The 18,582-nt window shown below is 35.1% G+C and carries 10 protein-coding genes; 4 read left to right on the top strand and 6 right to left on the bottom strand.

The genetic code is table 11. The annotated features are described in order from the left end of the window. Positions 1-49: 49 nt before the first annotated feature. The 4 genes from AC2TDS_RS17240 to AC2TDS_RS17225 all read left to right on the top strand — a co-directional run bounded on the left by AC2TDS_RS17240 (position 50) and on the right by AC2TDS_RS17225 (position 6,353). The gene (locus AC2TDS_RS17240) at positions 50-604 is read left to right on the top strand and encodes a phage tail protein (RefSeq protein WP_484736815.1); all 555 of its coding nucleotides are present in this window, start codon (positions 50-52) and stop codon (positions 602-604) included. A 182-nt stretch (positions 605-786) separates the two neighbouring features. After that, on the top strand, positions 787-5,718 hold the full coding sequence (locus tag AC2TDS_RS17235) for a beta strand repeat-containing protein (protein ID WP_484736814.1): 4,932 nt from the start codon (positions 787-789) through the stop codon (positions 5,716-5,718). Between the two features lie 17 nt (positions 5,719-5,735). Beyond that, a complete protein-coding gene (locus AC2TDS_RS17230) occupies positions 5,736-5,900 on the top strand; it encodes a hypothetical protein (protein WP_484736813.1) in 165 nt (54 codons plus the stop codon). A 234-nt stretch (positions 5,901-6,134) separates the two neighbouring features. After that, complete coding sequence (locus AC2TDS_RS17225) at positions 6,135-6,353, top strand: hypothetical protein (RefSeq protein WP_484736812.1); 219 nt, start codon at positions 6,135-6,137, stop codon at positions 6,351-6,353. 524 nt (positions 6,354-6,877) lie between these two features. On the opposite strand, the gene AC2TDS_RS17220 is transcribed toward AC2TDS_RS17225, so the two are convergent. The 6 genes from AC2TDS_RS17220 to AC2TDS_RS17195 all read right to left on the bottom strand — a co-directional run bounded on the left by AC2TDS_RS17220 (position 6,878) and on the right by AC2TDS_RS17195 (position 18,581). Next, positions 6,878-10,531 (bottom strand): ABC transporter permease/M1 family aminopeptidase, encoded by a 3,654-nt coding sequence (locus AC2TDS_RS17220; RefSeq protein WP_484736811.1) that lies wholly within the window; start codon positions 10,529-10,531, stop codon positions 6,878-6,880. Positions 10,532-10,561: 30 nt separating this feature from the next. Next, positions 10,562-11,449 carry an ABC transporter ATP-binding protein gene (locus AC2TDS_RS17215; RefSeq protein WP_484736810.1) on the bottom strand — a complete coding sequence of 296 codons (888 nt, stop codon included), beginning with the start codon at positions 11,447-11,449 and terminating at the stop codon, positions 10,562-10,564. Between the two features lie 374 nt (positions 11,450-11,823). Further along, on the bottom strand, positions 11,824-12,354 hold the full coding sequence (locus AC2TDS_RS17210; protein WP_484736809.1) for a DUF4136 domain-containing protein: 531 nt from the start codon (positions 12,352-12,354) through the stop codon (positions 11,824-11,826). A gap of 444 nt (positions 12,355-12,798) precedes the next feature. Beyond that, positions 12,799-14,673 (bottom strand): tetratricopeptide repeat-containing sensor histidine kinase, encoded by a 1,875-nt coding sequence (locus AC2TDS_RS17205; RefSeq protein WP_484736808.1) that lies wholly within the window; start codon positions 14,671-14,673, stop codon positions 12,799-12,801. A gap of 5 nt (positions 14,674-14,678) precedes the next feature. After that, the gene (locus tag AC2TDS_RS17200; protein WP_484736807.1) at positions 14,679-15,314 is read right to left on the bottom strand and encodes a DNA-binding response regulator; all 636 of its coding nucleotides are present in this window, start codon (positions 15,312-15,314) and stop codon (positions 14,679-14,681) included. 339 nt (positions 15,315-15,653) lie between these two features. After that, positions 15,654-18,581, bottom strand: coding sequence for a DUF8740 domain-containing protein (locus tag AC2TDS_RS17195; RefSeq protein ID WP_484736806.1), 2,928 nt, complete (start codon positions 18,579-18,581; stop codon positions 15,654-15,656). Between the last annotated feature and the right edge of the window lies 1 nt (position 18,582).

Raw genomic sequence — 18,582 nt, 5'->3', positions numbered from 1 at the left:
ACAGATATTGTGTATTTTGAGCTTAGTTAACCTATATAAATCTACTACTATGGATCCATTTATCGGACAAATTATTTTATTTGCAGGTAATTTCGCCCCAAGAAGTTGGGCACTCTGCCAAGGGCAATTACTTGCTATTGCACAATATCAAGCCTTATTTTCAATTTTAGGAACCATCTATGGAGGCGATGGCAGAACCACTTTTGCTTTACCAGATTTACGCGGTAGAGCACCTATTTGCCCAGGTGCGGGACCAGGTTTATCTTCTTACATCGTAGGTCAAAGAGGTGGAACTGAAAGCAACACATTGAATATCCTTCAACTACCAAGTCATACACATACCAATGTAGTAAGAGTTAGCTCAGGGAATTCTACGATACAGTCTCCAACTTCTGGATCGTCTATTGCAACCCCTGGACAACCTGGTGGTAGAGGCTTTGACGCTACCTATGGATTTAATGAAAGCACGCCTGATGTCTCTTTAAACTCACAATCACTAACCATTGGAAATACAGGTGGTAATCAATCTGTAGAGAATAGAGCTCCTTACTTGGCGATAAATTATATTATTGCTTTGTTTGGTACTTATCCTTCAAGGAATTAAATCACAAGTCAACCGAAATATTCATAATTCTTAAATTATTACGTGTTTTCAGCTTCTTGCATGGGCACGTTCTGATACTAGAATATATTTTTTAAATACTTATTTAAGTGGGTACCTATAAATGCTTAAAAATAGTGTATCAACTAACAATTAATTACACCATTATTTCAAAAAAAAACACCATGAAACAAAACATTACTCGAACTACAAACCTTCGATATTACTGTTTTCTTTGGGTATTTGGTTTTTTAAGTTTATGTAGCTTAAAAACTCATGCGCAAACCACAGAAGCATTCGAAGATGAATCTGGATCTTCCACCACTTTCACAGACAATGGTCAAAACTTTACCATTCTTAACGGACCTGGTGAAACGACGTATGATGTAGAAACCTTTACTGGAGGTGGATGGAATGGAACTACAACAGATAATCAATTTATTGATAATAGTGACGGAACCCCGCCTAAGGGAGATGGTTCTTCTTTTACTATTAAAACAACCGACGGAGCCGATATTACCATTAAAAGTTTGTATCTCTTTGTTTCTAATAGGAATCCTTTATATACACCAGCAGGTATAACACTTACAATCACTGGTAAAAAAGATGGTTTAGTGTCTAGTGAATATACCATAACCAAAACCTCTGGCTTTGCTAATACAGCCACTTTTACCCCGAATAATGGATTTACATTTATCGATTTTTCTTCAGAAGGAGGTAGCGATAATTCTAATATCCAAATAGATGAATTAATTATCCAAACTACAGGTGATGCTGATTATTTAGCTTTAGACGGTTTTACTTGGCAAACTACACCTTTTAACAATCCTGCTTCGGTAACCAGTGTTTCTGTTCCTTCTGACGGAACCTATAATACTGCACAAAACCTAGATTTTACGGTTAATTTTGACGAAAATGTTACCGTAAATACCGCTGGAGGCACACCAAATATAGATATTACCATAGGTACCGAAACACGTCAGGCAACGTATGTAAGCGGTAGCGGAACAAGTGCTTTGTTATTTAGATACACTATACAAGCAGGTGATGCAGATAATGATGGAATTGCCGTAGTTTCGTTACTTACGAATGGCGGTACCATAAGAGATTCTGGAACAGCAACGGCGAATACCACACTAATTAACATAAGTGCCACCACTGCTATCTTAGTAGACACTTCAGCACCTACTGTAACTAGTGTTTCTGTTCCTTCTAATGCCACCTATATTGCTTCAGAAAACTTAGATTTTACGGTTAACTTTAGCACCAACGTAAATGTGGTTATTGTCGGTGGAACACCACAATTAGACATTACTGTTGGCTCACAAACAAGGCAAGCAACGTATGTGAGTGGTCATGGAACAAGTGCTTTATTATTTAGATACACTACACAAGCAGGTGATCTAGATACTGATGGTATTGCTGTTGGAGCTTTAACGGCTAACGGGGGAACTATTAAAGACACGGCTACCAATGCCGACGCTAACTTAACACTCAATAGCATTGGATCAACAACAGCTGTTTTAGTAGATGCTGTCGTTCCTGCCGATCCAGTTCTTACTATACCAGCATCAGCTATAACTGTGAATGCTGCTTCTCAATTAATTTCTGGAACTCATTCTGAAAATGGAGTTACTGTTCATGCCTATGCTGATGATAATAATGATGGTGTGGCTGACAATACAACTTCTCTAGGATCTTCAACAGTTTCTGGAAATGGATGGTCTTTTTCTGTTAATCTAACGGCTGACAGTGCTAATAATTTTGTAATACAAGCTGAAGATACTGCTGGAAACACTTCTAATTACGTTGATGTTCCTACTATTACTGAAGATTCAACCAGCCCTACTGATCCAGTACTTTCTGCTCCAGCATCAGCTATAACTGTGAATGCTGCTTCTCAAGGAATCTCTGGAACTCATTCTGAAGATGGAGTTACTGTTCATGCCTATGCCGATGATAATAATGATGGTGTGGCTGACAATACAACTTCTCTAGGGTCTTCAACAGTAGCTGGAAATGCATGGTCTTTTTCTGTTAATCTAACTGCTGACAGTACTAATAATTTTGTAGTTCAAGCTGAAGATACTGCTGGAAATACTTCTAGTCAAATTGATGTTCCTACTATTACTGAAGACTCGACCAGCCCTACTGATCCAGTTGTTACTGTACCAGCATCAGCTATAACTGTGAATGCTGCTTCTCAATTAATTTCTGGAACTCATTCTGAAAATGGAGTAACTGTTCATGCCTATGCTGATGATAATAATGATGGTGTGGCTGACAATACAACTTCTCTAGGATCTTCAACAGTAGCTGGAAATGCATGGGGATTTTCTGTTAATCTAACTGCTGACAGTGCTAATAATTTTGTAATACAAGCTGAAGATGCTGCTGGAAATACTTCTAATGAAATTGATGTTCCTACTATTACTGAAGACTCGACTAGCCCTACTAATCCAGTAGTTACCACTCCATGGTTCACTATGACTGTGAATGCTACTTCTCAAGTAATCGCTGGAAATCATTCTGAAAATGGAGTAACTATTCATGCCTATGCTGATGATAATAATGATGGTGTGGCTGATAATACAACTTCTCTAGGATCTTCAACAGTAGCTCATAATACATGGTCTTTCCCTGCTAACCTAACTGCTAACAGTGCTAATAATTTTGTAGTACAAGCTGAAGATGCTGCTGGAAACACTTCTAATCAGATTGATGTTCCTACCATTACAGAAGACTCGATCAGTCCTGCTGACCCGGTACTTCTAAACCCAGTAACAGCTATAACTGTGAATGCTGATTCGAGATTAGTAGCTGGAAATCAAGCCGAAAACGGAATAACTATTCATACCTATGCTGATGATAATAATGATGGTGTGGCTGATAACGCAATCTCACTAAGTTCCACAACTGTAGTTGCAAATATTTGGGCACTACTTCCTGCACTGACTGCTAACAGTGCTAATAATTTTGTAGTTCAAGCTGAAGATGCTGCTGGAAATACTTCTAATTATGTTGATGTTTCTACTATTACTGAAGATTCAACCAGCCCTACTGATCCAGTACTTTCTGCTCCAGCATCAGCTATAACTGTGAATGCTGCTTCTCAAGGAATCTCTGGAACTCATTCTGAAGATGGAGTTACTGTTCATGCCTATGCCGATGATAATAATGATGGTGTAGCTGACAATACAACTTCTCTAGGATCTTCAACAGTAGCTGGAAATGCATGGTCTTTTTCTGTTAATCTAACTGCTGACAGTGCTAATAATTTTGTAGTTCAAGCTGAAGATGCTGCTGGAAATACTTCTAGTCAAATTGATGTTCCTACTATTACTGAAGACTCGACCAGCCCTACTGATCCAGTTGTTACTGTACCAGCATCAGCTATAACTGTGAATGCTGCTTCTCAAGGAATCTCTGGAACTCATTCTGAAAATGGAGTAACTGTTCATGCCTATGCTGATGATAATAATGATGGTGTGGCTGATAATACAACTTCTCTAGGATCTTCAACAGTAGCTGGAAATGCATGGTCTTTTTCTGTTAATCTAACTGCTGACAGTGCTAATAATTTTGTAGTTCAAGCTGAAGATGCTGCTGGAAATACTTCTAATGAGATTGATGTTCCTACCATTACTGTATCACCCTTAATATCATGGACAGGAGCAACAAATAGTGACTGGGCAACTGCCTCTAACTGGAATACTAATAATGTTCCTGTAGTTAGTTCTGATGTAACTATCCCTAATGGGTTAACCAATTACCCTACAGCTACATCTGGTATAACAGTTAACAGTATAACATTGAATAATGGTGCTTCTTTTATCGCTCAAGCTTCAGTAAATGGAACTATTACTTATAACAGAAACCTACCAACTACCAATTGGCATTTGGTTTCTGCTCCTGTTTATGGAGAAACTCTAGACGATGTAATTGCCAATAATGATCTTGCTTCTGGTACAGGAGGAAATTTAGGATTGGGATATTACTTAAATAATACTGGTCCTGCCTGGATATATGCGCAAGCAAGTTCTAATATTCGTATCGCTAATGGACTTGGTATATCGGTGAAGTTGGCAAATCCTGGTAATTTATCTATCTCAGGAAGTATGAATACTTCTAATATTATTATTCCAATCTCACCTGGGACTCGAACCAATTTTAACTTATTAGGAAATCCATTTACATCGTATGTGAATTCTGCTACCTTTACTTCTAACAACTCAGGAGCATTAACAGAAGAAACACTATGGTTATGGGATGGTAGTCAATATGTAACTTATAATGCTGCTTCTCCTATTGAATTAGCTCCTGGTCAGGGGTTCTTTGTTGAAGCCTCAGGAAACAATAATGTAACTTTTGAAACTTCTAACCAAAGTCATCAAACGACAGATACATTTATGAAAGGCTCTGGAACATCTCATACTACCTTTGAAATATTCGTTGACAGTAAAGACGAGAAAAAATCTACTAAAGTATTTTATATAAATGGAAAAACTACTGATTTCGACAATGGATACGATTCTAAAATTTTTAATGATGCTGGGTCTGATTTAAACATATTTACTGAATTAATCACCAATAATAAGGGTAAAAAATTAGCAATTCAAACATTACCTAATAGTGGTTTTGAAAAAATGGTAGTTCCTGTTGGACTTCAAGCTAAAGCGGGAAAATCAATAGAAATATCTGTCAAGGGTACTAACTTACCAGAAGGTATTAACATATACTTAGAAGACAGGATAAATAATGTTTTCACTAATTTATCTAAGGAAAACTATACTATTACTCTTGATAAAGATACTAACGGTATAGGTCAATTCTATATTCATACATCTTCTGAAAGATTTAATACGGATAACGTAAATCAATTATTAGAAAATGTAAGTATCTATACATCTTCTAATAATGAATTAACTGTTGCTGGTTTGCAAACCGAAAAAGCTGAATTAGTAGTGTATTCAATTCTAGGTAAGAAAGCTGTCACTACATCTTTTACATCTAGTGGAGTAACAACCATAAACATTCCTCAATTAGCTTCAGGAGTTTACATTGCAAAAGTTACATCAGACTTAGGTATTATTAGTAAAAAGTTTATTGTTAAATAATTAAAATGACTAGCGACATGAAAAAACAAGATAAGCATACAGATATAACTCGTAAAGAGGCACTAAAAAAAATAGGAAATTACGGTAAATATACGGCCTTAACAGCCATAGGAACTTACCTACTTCTCAATCCTAAAAAAGCACAGGCACAAAGCCCTGAGGATCCAGGAGATGGATTTTAAAAAGCAAAGAGGTTATAGAATTTCTATAACCTCTTTTTTTTTATCTATTTCTAAAAGATGATTCGTCTACATTCTACTTGCATTAAACTACATTTTCTAATACTTCAACTAATCTTCATAGAAACACTATTTAATCTCGCCTAATTTTGTACTATGTTTTTTTTGATAACACAAGCATTGGTATACAAATTGCTATAGGAATCAATAATTATTAACTCATAATTCTAGAAATATATGATTACTGATCTCACTCTTAAAAAATTATGTTTTGAATACATATCCTACGATACGCTCCTAAACGGAATTCACTATGCATATAACCATCCAAAGAAAGGGCTGTTTAACGCTTTAATGCCCGATAAATACTCAAAAGTTGAAATTAATTCCATAGACGGCACTACGAATTTAATTTTCAACAACCTAAATGATTTAATGGAGTGGATCAATGGTTAGTACAACTATAATACGATTTACAGATACATATTTCATATATAGGTATTGAATTATTTTAAGTTAGTTTAAGGCATAAAACGTTAGCATAGCCAAGCTATGGTTACGTTTTATAACGCAAAAATAGCTACAAAAGAAATAATAGATATGCGAAATATTTATTTCTAAATCGTATAACTACACCTGTACCGACTCTTAGGTATCTACCATAAAAAATTATGTCATTTATTAATATCAGAAATGATATTGTTCCCTTGCAGTGATACTTGTGTTTTATACCATTTGAAATTTGAAGTTACCTATTGCTATTACTTTCGCTTCACTCATTAAAAAATTCCAAGTCATAAATGATATACTTATCGGCATTATACCAGTGAAGTAATAGATAAAAATAAGCGATAAAGTTATATCACCTATCAGTCAGCATGTGCCATAAATAACTATGGTTTGGAAATTATGATTATAAAAAAAGGAGATGACGATAAAGTCACCTCCTATAACAAAGGAATTTTAATAATTATGTATCCTTATAATTTTCTTCTGTTGTCATTTGATTTCGTGTCAATCAATTTATTATAAGGATCAACACCTACCTCCACTGGCTTTTTATCAACAATAATGGAAATTGTATTGTTTATCTGAGTTATTTTGTGCTTTCTTAAATAAAGTTCTACTTCTTTCTTCTCTCCATTGATCTCTTCTTCTCCAAAAACACCAATATCGATATAATCTCTCAAAGGAACCGAAAGAACAGGCTTTTTCATTTCGGCAGTCTTATAAGAGATGGTATCTCCTATTTGCTCACCATAATACCTTTTTCCTTTATCATCATTTCTATACTTGCTAACGTTAAACTCAATATCTACCTGATATTTTCCATTATCTAACTTTTTAGAAGATACATCAGTTACTCTATTTCTATATAAGGTTACCGTTTCAAACATATCTTTAATGGTATACTGTAAACTATCAGGTACTACCTTTCGGATATAATTTACCATTTCAATAGAAGTTGTATATGGTGCCTCTTGGAACTTTACTTTTTCTACATACTCTTTTAATGCTCCATTCAATTTCTCTTCACCTATGTAATCACTTAAGGCATAAAAAACCAGCGATCCCTTTTGGTAACGAATGTAAGTTTGTCCGTCGTTATACATCAGTGATTTTTCACGTTTTCGTTCTAATGTTCTCCGTGTTAGATAACCATCTAATGCCTTTTTTAAGAATTTACGCATTTCCGATTTTCCTTCTTGATGCTCAAGTACTTTTAAAGCTACATACTCCGACAAACTTTCTGACAACATCGTGGCACCTAGCACGTCTGCCCCTATTACTTGATGAGCCCACCATTGATGTGCTAACTCATGCACTGTTACGGCAAACGGATAATCAACGCCTTCATCAGCTTTATCTACATCCGCAATAAAACCAATAGATTCTGAAAACGGGATCGTATTCGGAAAAGACTGTGCAAATCCACCACTTGTTTTAGGAAATTCAATGATACGAACTTGCTTATGTTGATAAGGGCTAAAGTTCTTGGAATTGTAGTCTAATGACGCTTTTATTCCCTTCATCATTCTATCTAAATTGTATTCATGCCCTTTATGATAATAAATCTCAAGAACTACATCTTTCCATTGATCTTTTTTCACTTCGTATTTAGCTGAATTAAACGCATAAAAATTCAATATTTTACTATCCATTTTATACTGGAAATATTTACGTCCTTTTTCAGTCCATTCTTTCTGTAAATACCCAGGTGCAATTGCTATTTGATCTTCGTCTGTACTCACAGTTGCTTCAAAATCAATCCAATCACTATCTCTAGAGATATAATGATTACCTAATGCTGTACTATCTGAAGGATGCGGTTTTAATTCATTATCAGCTAAGCCATATTTCTTTCTGGTTTTATTATCTGTTAGCTCTCCATTGTCTGAATATCCAAAAGAAGGGTATATAAAATTATTTATAAAAGTCCCATTTCTTCTAACCGGAGAGTTTTTTCTAAAAAAGTTATTAGGTTTATTCTTTATAGTGAATGTCAATTCTAAACTATCTCCTGGTTGTAAAGGTGAATTTAACTGATAAATATCAAAGTTGTGTATCGAATCTTTTGATACCAGAGAAGCTGATTTATCAAATTCAACTGTACTCGGATACCTATTATAATTTAAAAATAAGCTATCAATTACTTCATCTGTTTTGTTTACCATTTTATAGGTTCCTGATGAATTAAAATCATATGTTTTTGGAAAAAGATGCATCGCTACGTTCACCGCAACAATTCTAGGCTGCGCTTTTCCTTGATATTTTTTATATTTCTTTTCCCTTTCTACACTTAATTCTTCTCGCTCCTTTCTTGATATTCTCTTATTATTGATATTATCCTCATAATAGATCCTTGCTCCTAAAGCTAAAAAACCAACCAATAAAATTCCTAAAACCACCACTTGACTAAATGTTAATCGTTGTTTTAGTATAGCTAACCTTTCTTTAAAGGAGTTAGGAATACCACGAACCCAAAATAACCCAGTGAGCCCTAACAATATGAAACCTCCTAAAGCCCAATAGCCCTTATAGGTTAAGTAATCTTTTAAAGACCAACCATAGCCGTTCATATCAGAATAACTAAAATTAGGCCCTTGATTATATTTGAATATATCTTGCTCAATTCCTACAAAAGTCAAAAATGGAAGTCCCCAGTTTATAATAATAAGCACAAATAATCCGACATAAGGATTGCGAATTAAGGTCTGAACGAACAAGGCCAACAGCGCCCAAACAGCAAAATGACTAAATTGTAATACGTATAATTCATATAAATAATGAAGTATCTCAAAATTATAAAAACCTTTATACGTTTGATAAGTAATCCCTGCAAACATTACTACCGTTAATAGCACCAATTGAATCTTTAACAATGCTATTAATTTGGATAGCCATAGTACCCAATTAGGTGTAGGAGTTACATCTATTAAGTGATTCACTTTTGCTATATCTCCTCTATGCACCAACATTCCGGCATATAAAAATGTAATAATATTAATTGACAATGTGAATGCATTTACACCACTCTGGAGCATTTTCCAGGTCACTGGCAACGTTTTGGTTCCTAATACTAGTCCAACGTTTGAGTAGGATATTACAATCAAAATCAATCCCACCAAAATAATTGCAATAAATGGCAATGCAGTTACGATGTATTTAAAATCAACATTCGAAAGTCTCCATGTATTTTTTACATTTTGTAAAAACGAAAAACTATAGTCAACTTCTGGAAGTTTTACTCGTGTTATACCTCCAAAATTCTTTTTAATTACTCTTGCTCCTGTTTCCTTTTTAAAGAAGGAAAAAGAAATAGCGTTTTGACTAAACGAAAACCTTTTGTAGAACACTCCAAAAATTAAGGCAGATACTGCTAACCAAATCAACCTATTATAAATGATAATACTTTTTAAGGGTAGTGCTGCTTCATTTTGCTCTGCAAGGGTCCAATAACGTGTATAATAGTTCAGCGAAGCATTCCCATAGGGATCTACTAAACCAGCGAGTAATCGATTCCCTTCTTCAGATAGCATACTTTCCATCAAGCCTTGTAAAAACATTAAAAGAACCACGGTAATAAAACCAGCAGCAATATTTCTGGTAAACGTAACTACAGCAAAGACAATGGTTCCAAATAACAAGGAATTCGGAATAACATATACCAAATAAGAATGTACATACGCCCCAAAATCGAACGTATTAACAATTTCAGGATTCGTTCCTGGTAACCTGAAACCTAAGGTGATCCCTAAACCAATAACAATTACAATTAACATTACAATTAACAAGCCGCTAAACAACTTAGCAAACAAGTAACTGGCTTTCGTAAACGGGTAGGAATATAAAATAGAGTGCATTTCACTTTTATAATCCCGGTAAATAGTAACCCCAATGATAGAGGGAAATAAAAAGAATATTAATTGTGCGAAACCATTAAACATCCCATGTACACCAATAGGTGAATTGACAATCTTGCTACCTCCAACGATAACTGTAACACCATCAAAAAGCCCAGCAGCGGCCGCCGCAAATAATAGAGGTATTAAGAAAAAAATAGCCAAATAAATATAAAGAGCTGGCTTTTTAAACCAATAATTTATTTCGTGTTTCAATATTGTAAAGAACATATATTCTATATTTTAAATTGATGAAAATAATTAAGCTGTAACAGGCTTATCCTGTCCTAATGTGATAAAATACACATCGTCTAACTGCGGAATTGCCGGAGCAAAGTCTTCTGCAGGTTTTTCATCAGCGTACACACGAATATTTAAGGTATGATCTTGATTGTAATTTGATGATAAAACATGGAAGGTAGCTTCATGTTGTTCCAAATCATCTCTATTGATTATTTTTGTCCACACCTTGCCTTCTATCTCTTTGGTGCTTTCATTGGGTGTAGTGTGCTTTAGAATACGTCCACCATTTAAAATTGCCATTTCATTGCATAGTTCTTTCACGTCATCAACAATATGTGTTGAAAAGATTACGGTTGAATTAGTACCAACTTCTCTAAGCACGTTTAAAAAGCGAACTCGTTCTGCTGGATCTAATCCTGCCGTTGGCTCGTCAACAATGATTAGTTTAGGATTATTTAATAGCAATTGAGCAATTCCGAAGCGTTGTTTCATTCCGCCTGAATACCCAGCTACATACTTTTTTCTAACATCATATAAGTTGGTTATTTCAAGAACCTCTTTTATAATTTTTTGCCTATCAGACTTTGAACCAATACCTTTTAATGTGGCAAAATAATCCAATAAATCTTCTGCCGACATTTTTGGATATACTCCAAATGACTGTGGCAAATACCCCAATATTCTTCTAAAAGTCATTTGATTTTCTAAAACATTAACATCGTCAAAAGTTATAGTCCCCGAATCTGGGCTTTGCAACGTTGCAATCGTTCTCATCAGCGATGATTTTCCTGCCCCGTTAGGTCCTAACAGTCCGAACATACCCGTTCCAATTGTTAAACTTAGATCATCAATAGCTCTTACTCCGTTTTTATATGTTTTGGTTAAATTTTCAATGACTAATCTCATAATTAATTTGGTGTTTTTGATTTATTAGTTTGATTATTAGAAGATTTAACCTCTCTTTTGTTACAAAAAAACACTGTTAATTTCATTTTTAAGTGCAATTAAGCAATTAGATCCTTGTCCATATGTCAATATTTTATATATAAAATATTAGAAAAAATGAAGTTTAAATAGCACTACTTATAAATCGGCATTTACTATATAAAAGCTGTCATCGGTAAATAAGCATCCAGAATAGTATAATTAACCAGAAACCTCCCATTCGTGATTTTAGCAGCAAAACAATGGTAATACCATTTACAAAACCCTTATAAAATCAAAAAGAGGAGTTTGAACTATTTCAAAACTCCTCTCTTATCCCCTTAAAAAAAAACACATTATCTCTGTTGTCTTTCAGGCGGGTATTCAGCCATTATATTTTTCACAAATTCATTAATACGATCTTCTTTACGCTCCATTGTTCCCATTCGTAGCGCACCTGTTCCAACACCCTGCCATATCAATTCCTTCTTATTTGCATCTAGTAAATCAATGAATAATGTTCCTTCAGTATATCTCGAAACAGTTACTGGATTAGGACCGTAATACCAAGGGTACCAATAACCACCAAAACGATTATCATTAATATTTATTCTTTCTTTTGATTTGGTAAATAAGCTTACTAAAACATCTGGAGAAGATGATTTGGTCATTCCTTTAGCCATAAGCTCTCTTTCAACTGCACGCATAATACGTTTCTTATCTAGATCTGAAATAGGAGCTTTATCGATTCCTGTTTTATAGAAGGCAAAAGTTGTATACTGAGAAAAATCTACTTCGGTATCATAATCTGTAACTACTCTCACAGAGGTACACGAAGTAATAAGTAGTATTGCAATTGGTAAGAATAGTAATTTCAATAGTTTCATTTTATATAGATTTAAAGTCGCAAGGATTGCTTGTACACTTTACAACAACCAACTCTTGAAACAATTTCACATTCAACAATTAAATATGTTTACTTTCCAAACTCATTCAATAGCTCACTTCCTCCTAAAAACCTATGAATCTCATTTTTAAAATTTTAGACTATCATTTGTAAACATCATTTGCTAAAACTGCAACAATAAGTATGCCAAATAACTTGATATTTTTTAAAACTTCCTATCTAGAATCATTTCCTAACATTCATTGCTTTAATTTTATCATTCCCGTGGTATGTACATACTTGCCTCAGGTATTGGCTGTTAAAAAAAAATGATTCTTGACCAAATATACTTTCGTGCCTCAAAAAAGTTAACCACCCTAATACTCATGAACTTGATCTTCACTTCTTAAACCAATTCTTAGGTAAGTGAACACCAACCATAGTATTATTTTCTACTAGGAAAGGTTATTTTATAGTGAGTTCCATTGTTTACATAACAGCTGAAAGTACCCTTTATTTGGGTGGTGAAATCTTTTGCTAATTGCAATCCAATACTGTTTTTTCTGCTTTTATCAAGATCGATTCCCGAGCCATTATCACTGATTAAAAGCGTAATGTCTTCTCCTTCTGACTGAAGTGCAATAATTATTCGCCCCTCTTTCACAACAGTGAACGCATACTTAAAAGCATTGGTAATCAATTCATTTAAAATCATACCCAAAGGAAGCGCAATACTTAAATTCAGTTCAATATCATCCATATTAATATCGACGGCAATATTTTTATCAACGTTTTGCTGAGAACTTGTAATGGAATCAATAATATCATTGAAATAACTATGTGCATCAATTGTTTCATTACTATCATCGGTATACAATTGTTCATGCACCAAGGCCATAGAAAATATCCTATCGATACTCGATTGCAATTTTTCTTTCAGATTTAAACTTCCACTAGCATCTATTTGCATTTCAAGAATGCTACAAATAATTTGTAAATTATTTTTTACCCTATGATGTACCTCTTTCAATAAAACATTCTTGTAATTAACGGTTTCCTCTAAGGTTACATTTATATTTTGAATTTCTTCTTTTTTCATGAAAAGCATCTTATTGCTTTTTCGAAGTTTTAATTGATAGATAATTAAAACAACAATTAAAACTAGAAATATAAGTAAGAAAACAACAATTAAATTTCGTTGTTTTTGGGCCGTAATTTTCTCTTTTTCAGTTTGAATTAACGCATTGTTTTTCTTCTCTACCTCATGCTTAGCTTCCATTTCTGCACTGTAAAGGTTCCGTTCTTTCTGCTGCACTTCATTGTCCACTTCTCTGTACGACTTATAAAACTCAAGTGCACTCTCGTATAGCCCTAGTTTTTCATCTATTTTTGATGAAATAAGATAGGCCATTCTAATTTTTATTTTATGTCCATACGAAAGGGCCATTGACAAGCCTTTCTTAGCATATTCCTTAGCCAAAGTATACTTTTTGTCTTTATAAGACATTTTAGCCAATAAAATATTGCCATAAGCAATGCCGTCTAAAATATTCTTCTTTTGCACGATTTTAAGCGCTCTTTTAAAAATGGTATCACGCTTCGCTAAGTGAACACTATCTATGTATAGCTTACCAACTTCAAAAAGAATGTAGGCTTCCTGTCTAGTAGAATGCACTTTTTCTTCATTTAAATGTAGTGCTTTGTTAAAATTAGTTAATCCTTTTTGATGCTTTCCTTGAAAAACAAAAATTTCGCCTATATTAGAAACACACGAAACTACGAAATTCCAGTTTTTTTCTTTGGTATAAAGAGCTATTGCTCGCTCATAATGGCTTTTCGATAATTCATAGTTCTTTTGATCGAGTAATAAATCACCTATTCGATGTAAACAGGTAGCTCTTTTGTTATTGTTATTTAATTGACGGTAGAGCTTTTCGGCTTGGTTATAGTTTTTGGAGGCAATAATTACATTTTGAAGAAAACGCCCAGCGTCTCCTATGCCTTCATAGCACCTTGCTCTTTCTAAAACATGTGTTGGTTTCGAGATTTTCAACCCTTTTTTAAAAAAACTGATAGCCTTGTTATAATCACTGTACACAGAGTTCCTATCGTTATAAAAAGTTCCTATAGCAATATAGGCTTCAATGAGTTCAGTAATATTGGTACTTTTCTCAGCAAGTTGAATCGCATTAAGGTGAATTTTATGCTTGTTATTCCATAAAATTTGCTCTTGATCTACAACTTTTCTTTGCCCCAAAGCGACTGTAAAGCAAAAAACGCTATAGAAGAGTATCATTGCATTTTTAAGGATGCGTTTCATTTTTTTTAAAATTTATTAAAATAAGCCCTATTTTTGATAGACCAAATAAGCAGTGAGTTATTGGTATTAGGGAGTTCTAATTTTTTCACAATATTACTTCTGTGATTCAATACTGTTTTCGAAGATTTTTTCAATTCTAAAGCAATTGACTTTGACGATAGCCCGAGGCTTACCAAATGTAAAATCTTCTTTTCTTCTGAGGTCAATTTATTTAGATATACATCGATAAAAGCGATTTTATCCTCTTCCCTTTCTGCTAGTTGCATAATAATTAGTTTGACCGCAATTTCTATCTGTGATTTTTTAAAAGGCTTCACAATGTAATTTAAAGGATTTACATTACTCGCATTTGAAAAAGTAGCCCCATCAAAATAAGCAGTAATAAAGATCACTTCAAACTGGTATTCTTCTTTATGTGCTAAGGCGAAATCAATACCATTTTTTTCACTGTCTTCCAAATTGATATCTAGCAATACCAAAGAAGGTTTAAAGGTAGCCAAGCTATTCACTGCTGTCTCATAATCGTGTACAATCTTAGTATAAGCATATTGCGTAACAATACTCTCTAACGTTTTAGCAATAATAACTTCGTCTTCTACAATTAAGACATTAAAAAGGTTCGTTTCTTTGGTTAGATTCATAAATTCTCTTCAAACTTATTATAAATTACTAATATCTCCAAGTATTAAAAAGTAAAATTTCACTATTTAAGTACATAACAAAAAACAACACCTTGGAAAAAGAACTCATAAAAACAATATCCTCACAAGTGCAATCGAGAGGATATTTTTATCAAAATCATCGTAAAAAATGGGCTATACTCTGCCTAATATTCAAAATAGATTTGACGAGTTTTTGTCAGGCACTAAAAACACATTGAATAATTACCCCTCACAATCAACCTAATGGAGTAAAAAAAAGGAGGGTTTACACCCTCCCCAAACTAAAGGGCGCTTCTTTGTAGTTTAAGCAGAATAAAATTAAAAAGAACGAACAGCCCTAACCCGATGTAACATATTTTTTGTTGAACTTCCACTAGAAGGAGAAGACAAGCTCCATATGTAACTACCTCTATCATTGATTTCTCTAGAAGACCAATAAAAGTCATTTGAAAATGCAGTGCCTCCATTAGCTACCGCTGTTGCGTTTATTACTGTTCTATTCGAATACATTTCTATTAACTCATCATTACTAGGTAAATACCAATCTCCATAAAATTTACTTCCTACTCGAATCCTTAACTCGTTACAAAGGCGTGCAGCGTACGTATTATTATCATCTCCAATAGCTACATGAGCCGCAATTATAATAGATGTATTTGCTTTTCCTGCATATATCCCATCTCCTTTAGCTCTAGTATGACCACTTGTTCCAGCATACCAACGAATTCCTGAGCTTTGATCCAATATTGCACAAACTAACCCATGTTGCCCTGTTTCATCAACATAAAAAACAACACCTCCTTGCGCATAGTCGCCAACACTATACTTTTTACCTATTGGATCAACCCATTCGTAGCTACCTGAGTCATCTATTTTTAACACCTGACCGGCGGTTCCTCCTGTAGGTAATTCTATCTCGTTAGTCGGGTCAAAATCTCCATCTTTCGGATCCGTGATATAGCCGTTATTCGATACCATAGTATCAACCTCTGTTTCCGTAAGCTGAGTATTGGTATCCGTATCCACCGTTTGATCAACCCATTCGTAGCTACCCAAACCATCTGTTTTTAACACCTGACCATCAGTTCCTCCTGTGGGTAATTCTATCTCGTTAGTCGCGTCAAAATCTCCATCTTTCGGATCCGTGATATAGCCGTTATTCGATACCATAGTATCAACCTCTGTTTCCGTAAGCTGAGTATTGGTGTCCGTATCCACCGTTTGATCAACCCATTCGTAGCTACCCAAACCATCTGTTTTTAACACCTGACCATCAGTTCCTCCTGTGGGTAATTCTATCTCGTTAGTCGCGTCAAAATCTCCATCTTTCGGATCCATGATATAGCCGTTATTCGATACCATAGTATCAACCTCTGTTTCCGTAAGCTGAGTATTGGTGTCCGTATCCACCGTTTGATCAACCCATTCGTAGCTACCCAAACCATCTGTTTTTAACACCTGACCATCAGTTCCTCCTGTGGGTAATTCTATCTCGTTAGTCGCGTCAAAATCTCCATCTTTCGGATCCGTGATATAGCCGTTATTCGATACCATAGTATCAACCTCTGTTTCCGTAAGCTGAGTATTGGTATCCGTATCCACCGTTTGATCAACCCATTCGTAGCTACCCAAACCATCTGTTTTTAACACCTGACCATCAGTTCCTCCTGTAGGTAATTCTATCTCGTTAGTCGCGTCATAATCTCCATCTTTCGGATCTGTGATATAGCCGTTATTCGATACCATAGCATCAACCTCTGTTTCCGTAAGCTGAGTGTTTGCATCCGTATCCACCGTTTGATCAACCCATTCGTAGCTACCCAAACCATCTGTTTTTAATACTTGTCCGTTAGTTCCTCCCCTGGGTAATTCTATCTCGTTAGTCGGATCAAAATCTCCATCTTTCGGATCCGTGATATAGCCGTTATTCGATACCATAGCATCAACCTCTGTTTCCGTAAGCTGAGTGTTTACATCCGTATCCACCGTTTGATCAACCCAAACGTAGTTACCCAAACCATCTGTTTTTAACACCTGACCATCAGTTCCTCCTGTAGGTAATTCTATCTCGTTGGTCGCGTCAAAATCTCCATCTTTCGGATCCGTGATATAGCCGTTATTCGATACCATAGCATCAACCTCTGTTTCCGTAAGCTGAGTATTGGTATCCGTATCCACCGTTTGATCAACCCAAACGTAGTTACCCAAACCATCTGTTTTTAACACCTGACCGGCTGTTCCTCCTGTAGGTAATTCTATCTCGTTAGTCGCGTCAAAATCTCCATCTTTCGGATCCGTGATATAGCCGTTATTCGATACCATAGCATCAACCTCTGTTTCCGTAAGCTGAGTATTGGTATCCGTATCCACCGTTTGATCAACCCAAACGTAGTTACCCAAACCATCTGTTTTTAACACCTGACCGGCTGTTCCTCCTGTAGGTAATTCTATCTCGTTAGTCGCGTCAAAATCTCCATCTTTCGGATCCGTGATATAGCCGTTATTCGATACCATAGCATCAACCTCTGTTTCCGTAAGCTGAGTATTGGTATCCGTATCCACCGTTTGATCAACCCAAACGTAGTTACCCAAACCATCTGTTTTTAACACCTGACCGGCTGTTCCTCCTGTAGGTAATTCTATCTCGTTAGTCGGATCAAAATCTCCATCTTTCGGATCCGTGATATAGCCGTTATTCGATACCATAGCATCAACTTGCGTTTCCGTTAAATTGGTATCTTGTGTTAATGTTAAATCAGTAATTTGACTTTGGGTAATGTTAATTCCTGTACTTTTATCCCATGCCAAAAAGGTAGGATCGGTTTCAGTGATGCCCCCCGTGATATTTTCTGCTGTTTTAGCATGAAGAGCGTAGGGAACACTTAAGAGTTGACTCGTGCCGCTAATGCTATAATTAGAACCACCATTGGGGTCAGTTTCTATCAGTATAAAAAATGGTCCGTTTGCCCAATTGATAGAAGAAAAATCATCACTTGACGTTCCTGTACCAATCTCTAGTGTTAACAAACCATTGGCATTGGTTGTAAGGGTATGAGTTTCCGTATAGACAGCGTTATTAGTAGTACTTCCTTGTAAAACACTAATTTGTGTACCAACATTTTGACTGACTAATAACTCATTGCTTGTATCTCGAATAACAGCTTGATAGCCAATTTTCCCTGGACTTTGTGCCCATGTAGTCATCGCTACAAGAAAAAGTGAGAGAAGAATAATTAATTGTTTCATA

This window comes from Tenacibaculum profundicola (genome assembly GCF_057220795.1).
This window is presented reverse-complemented; position numbering and strand designations above follow the sequence as displayed.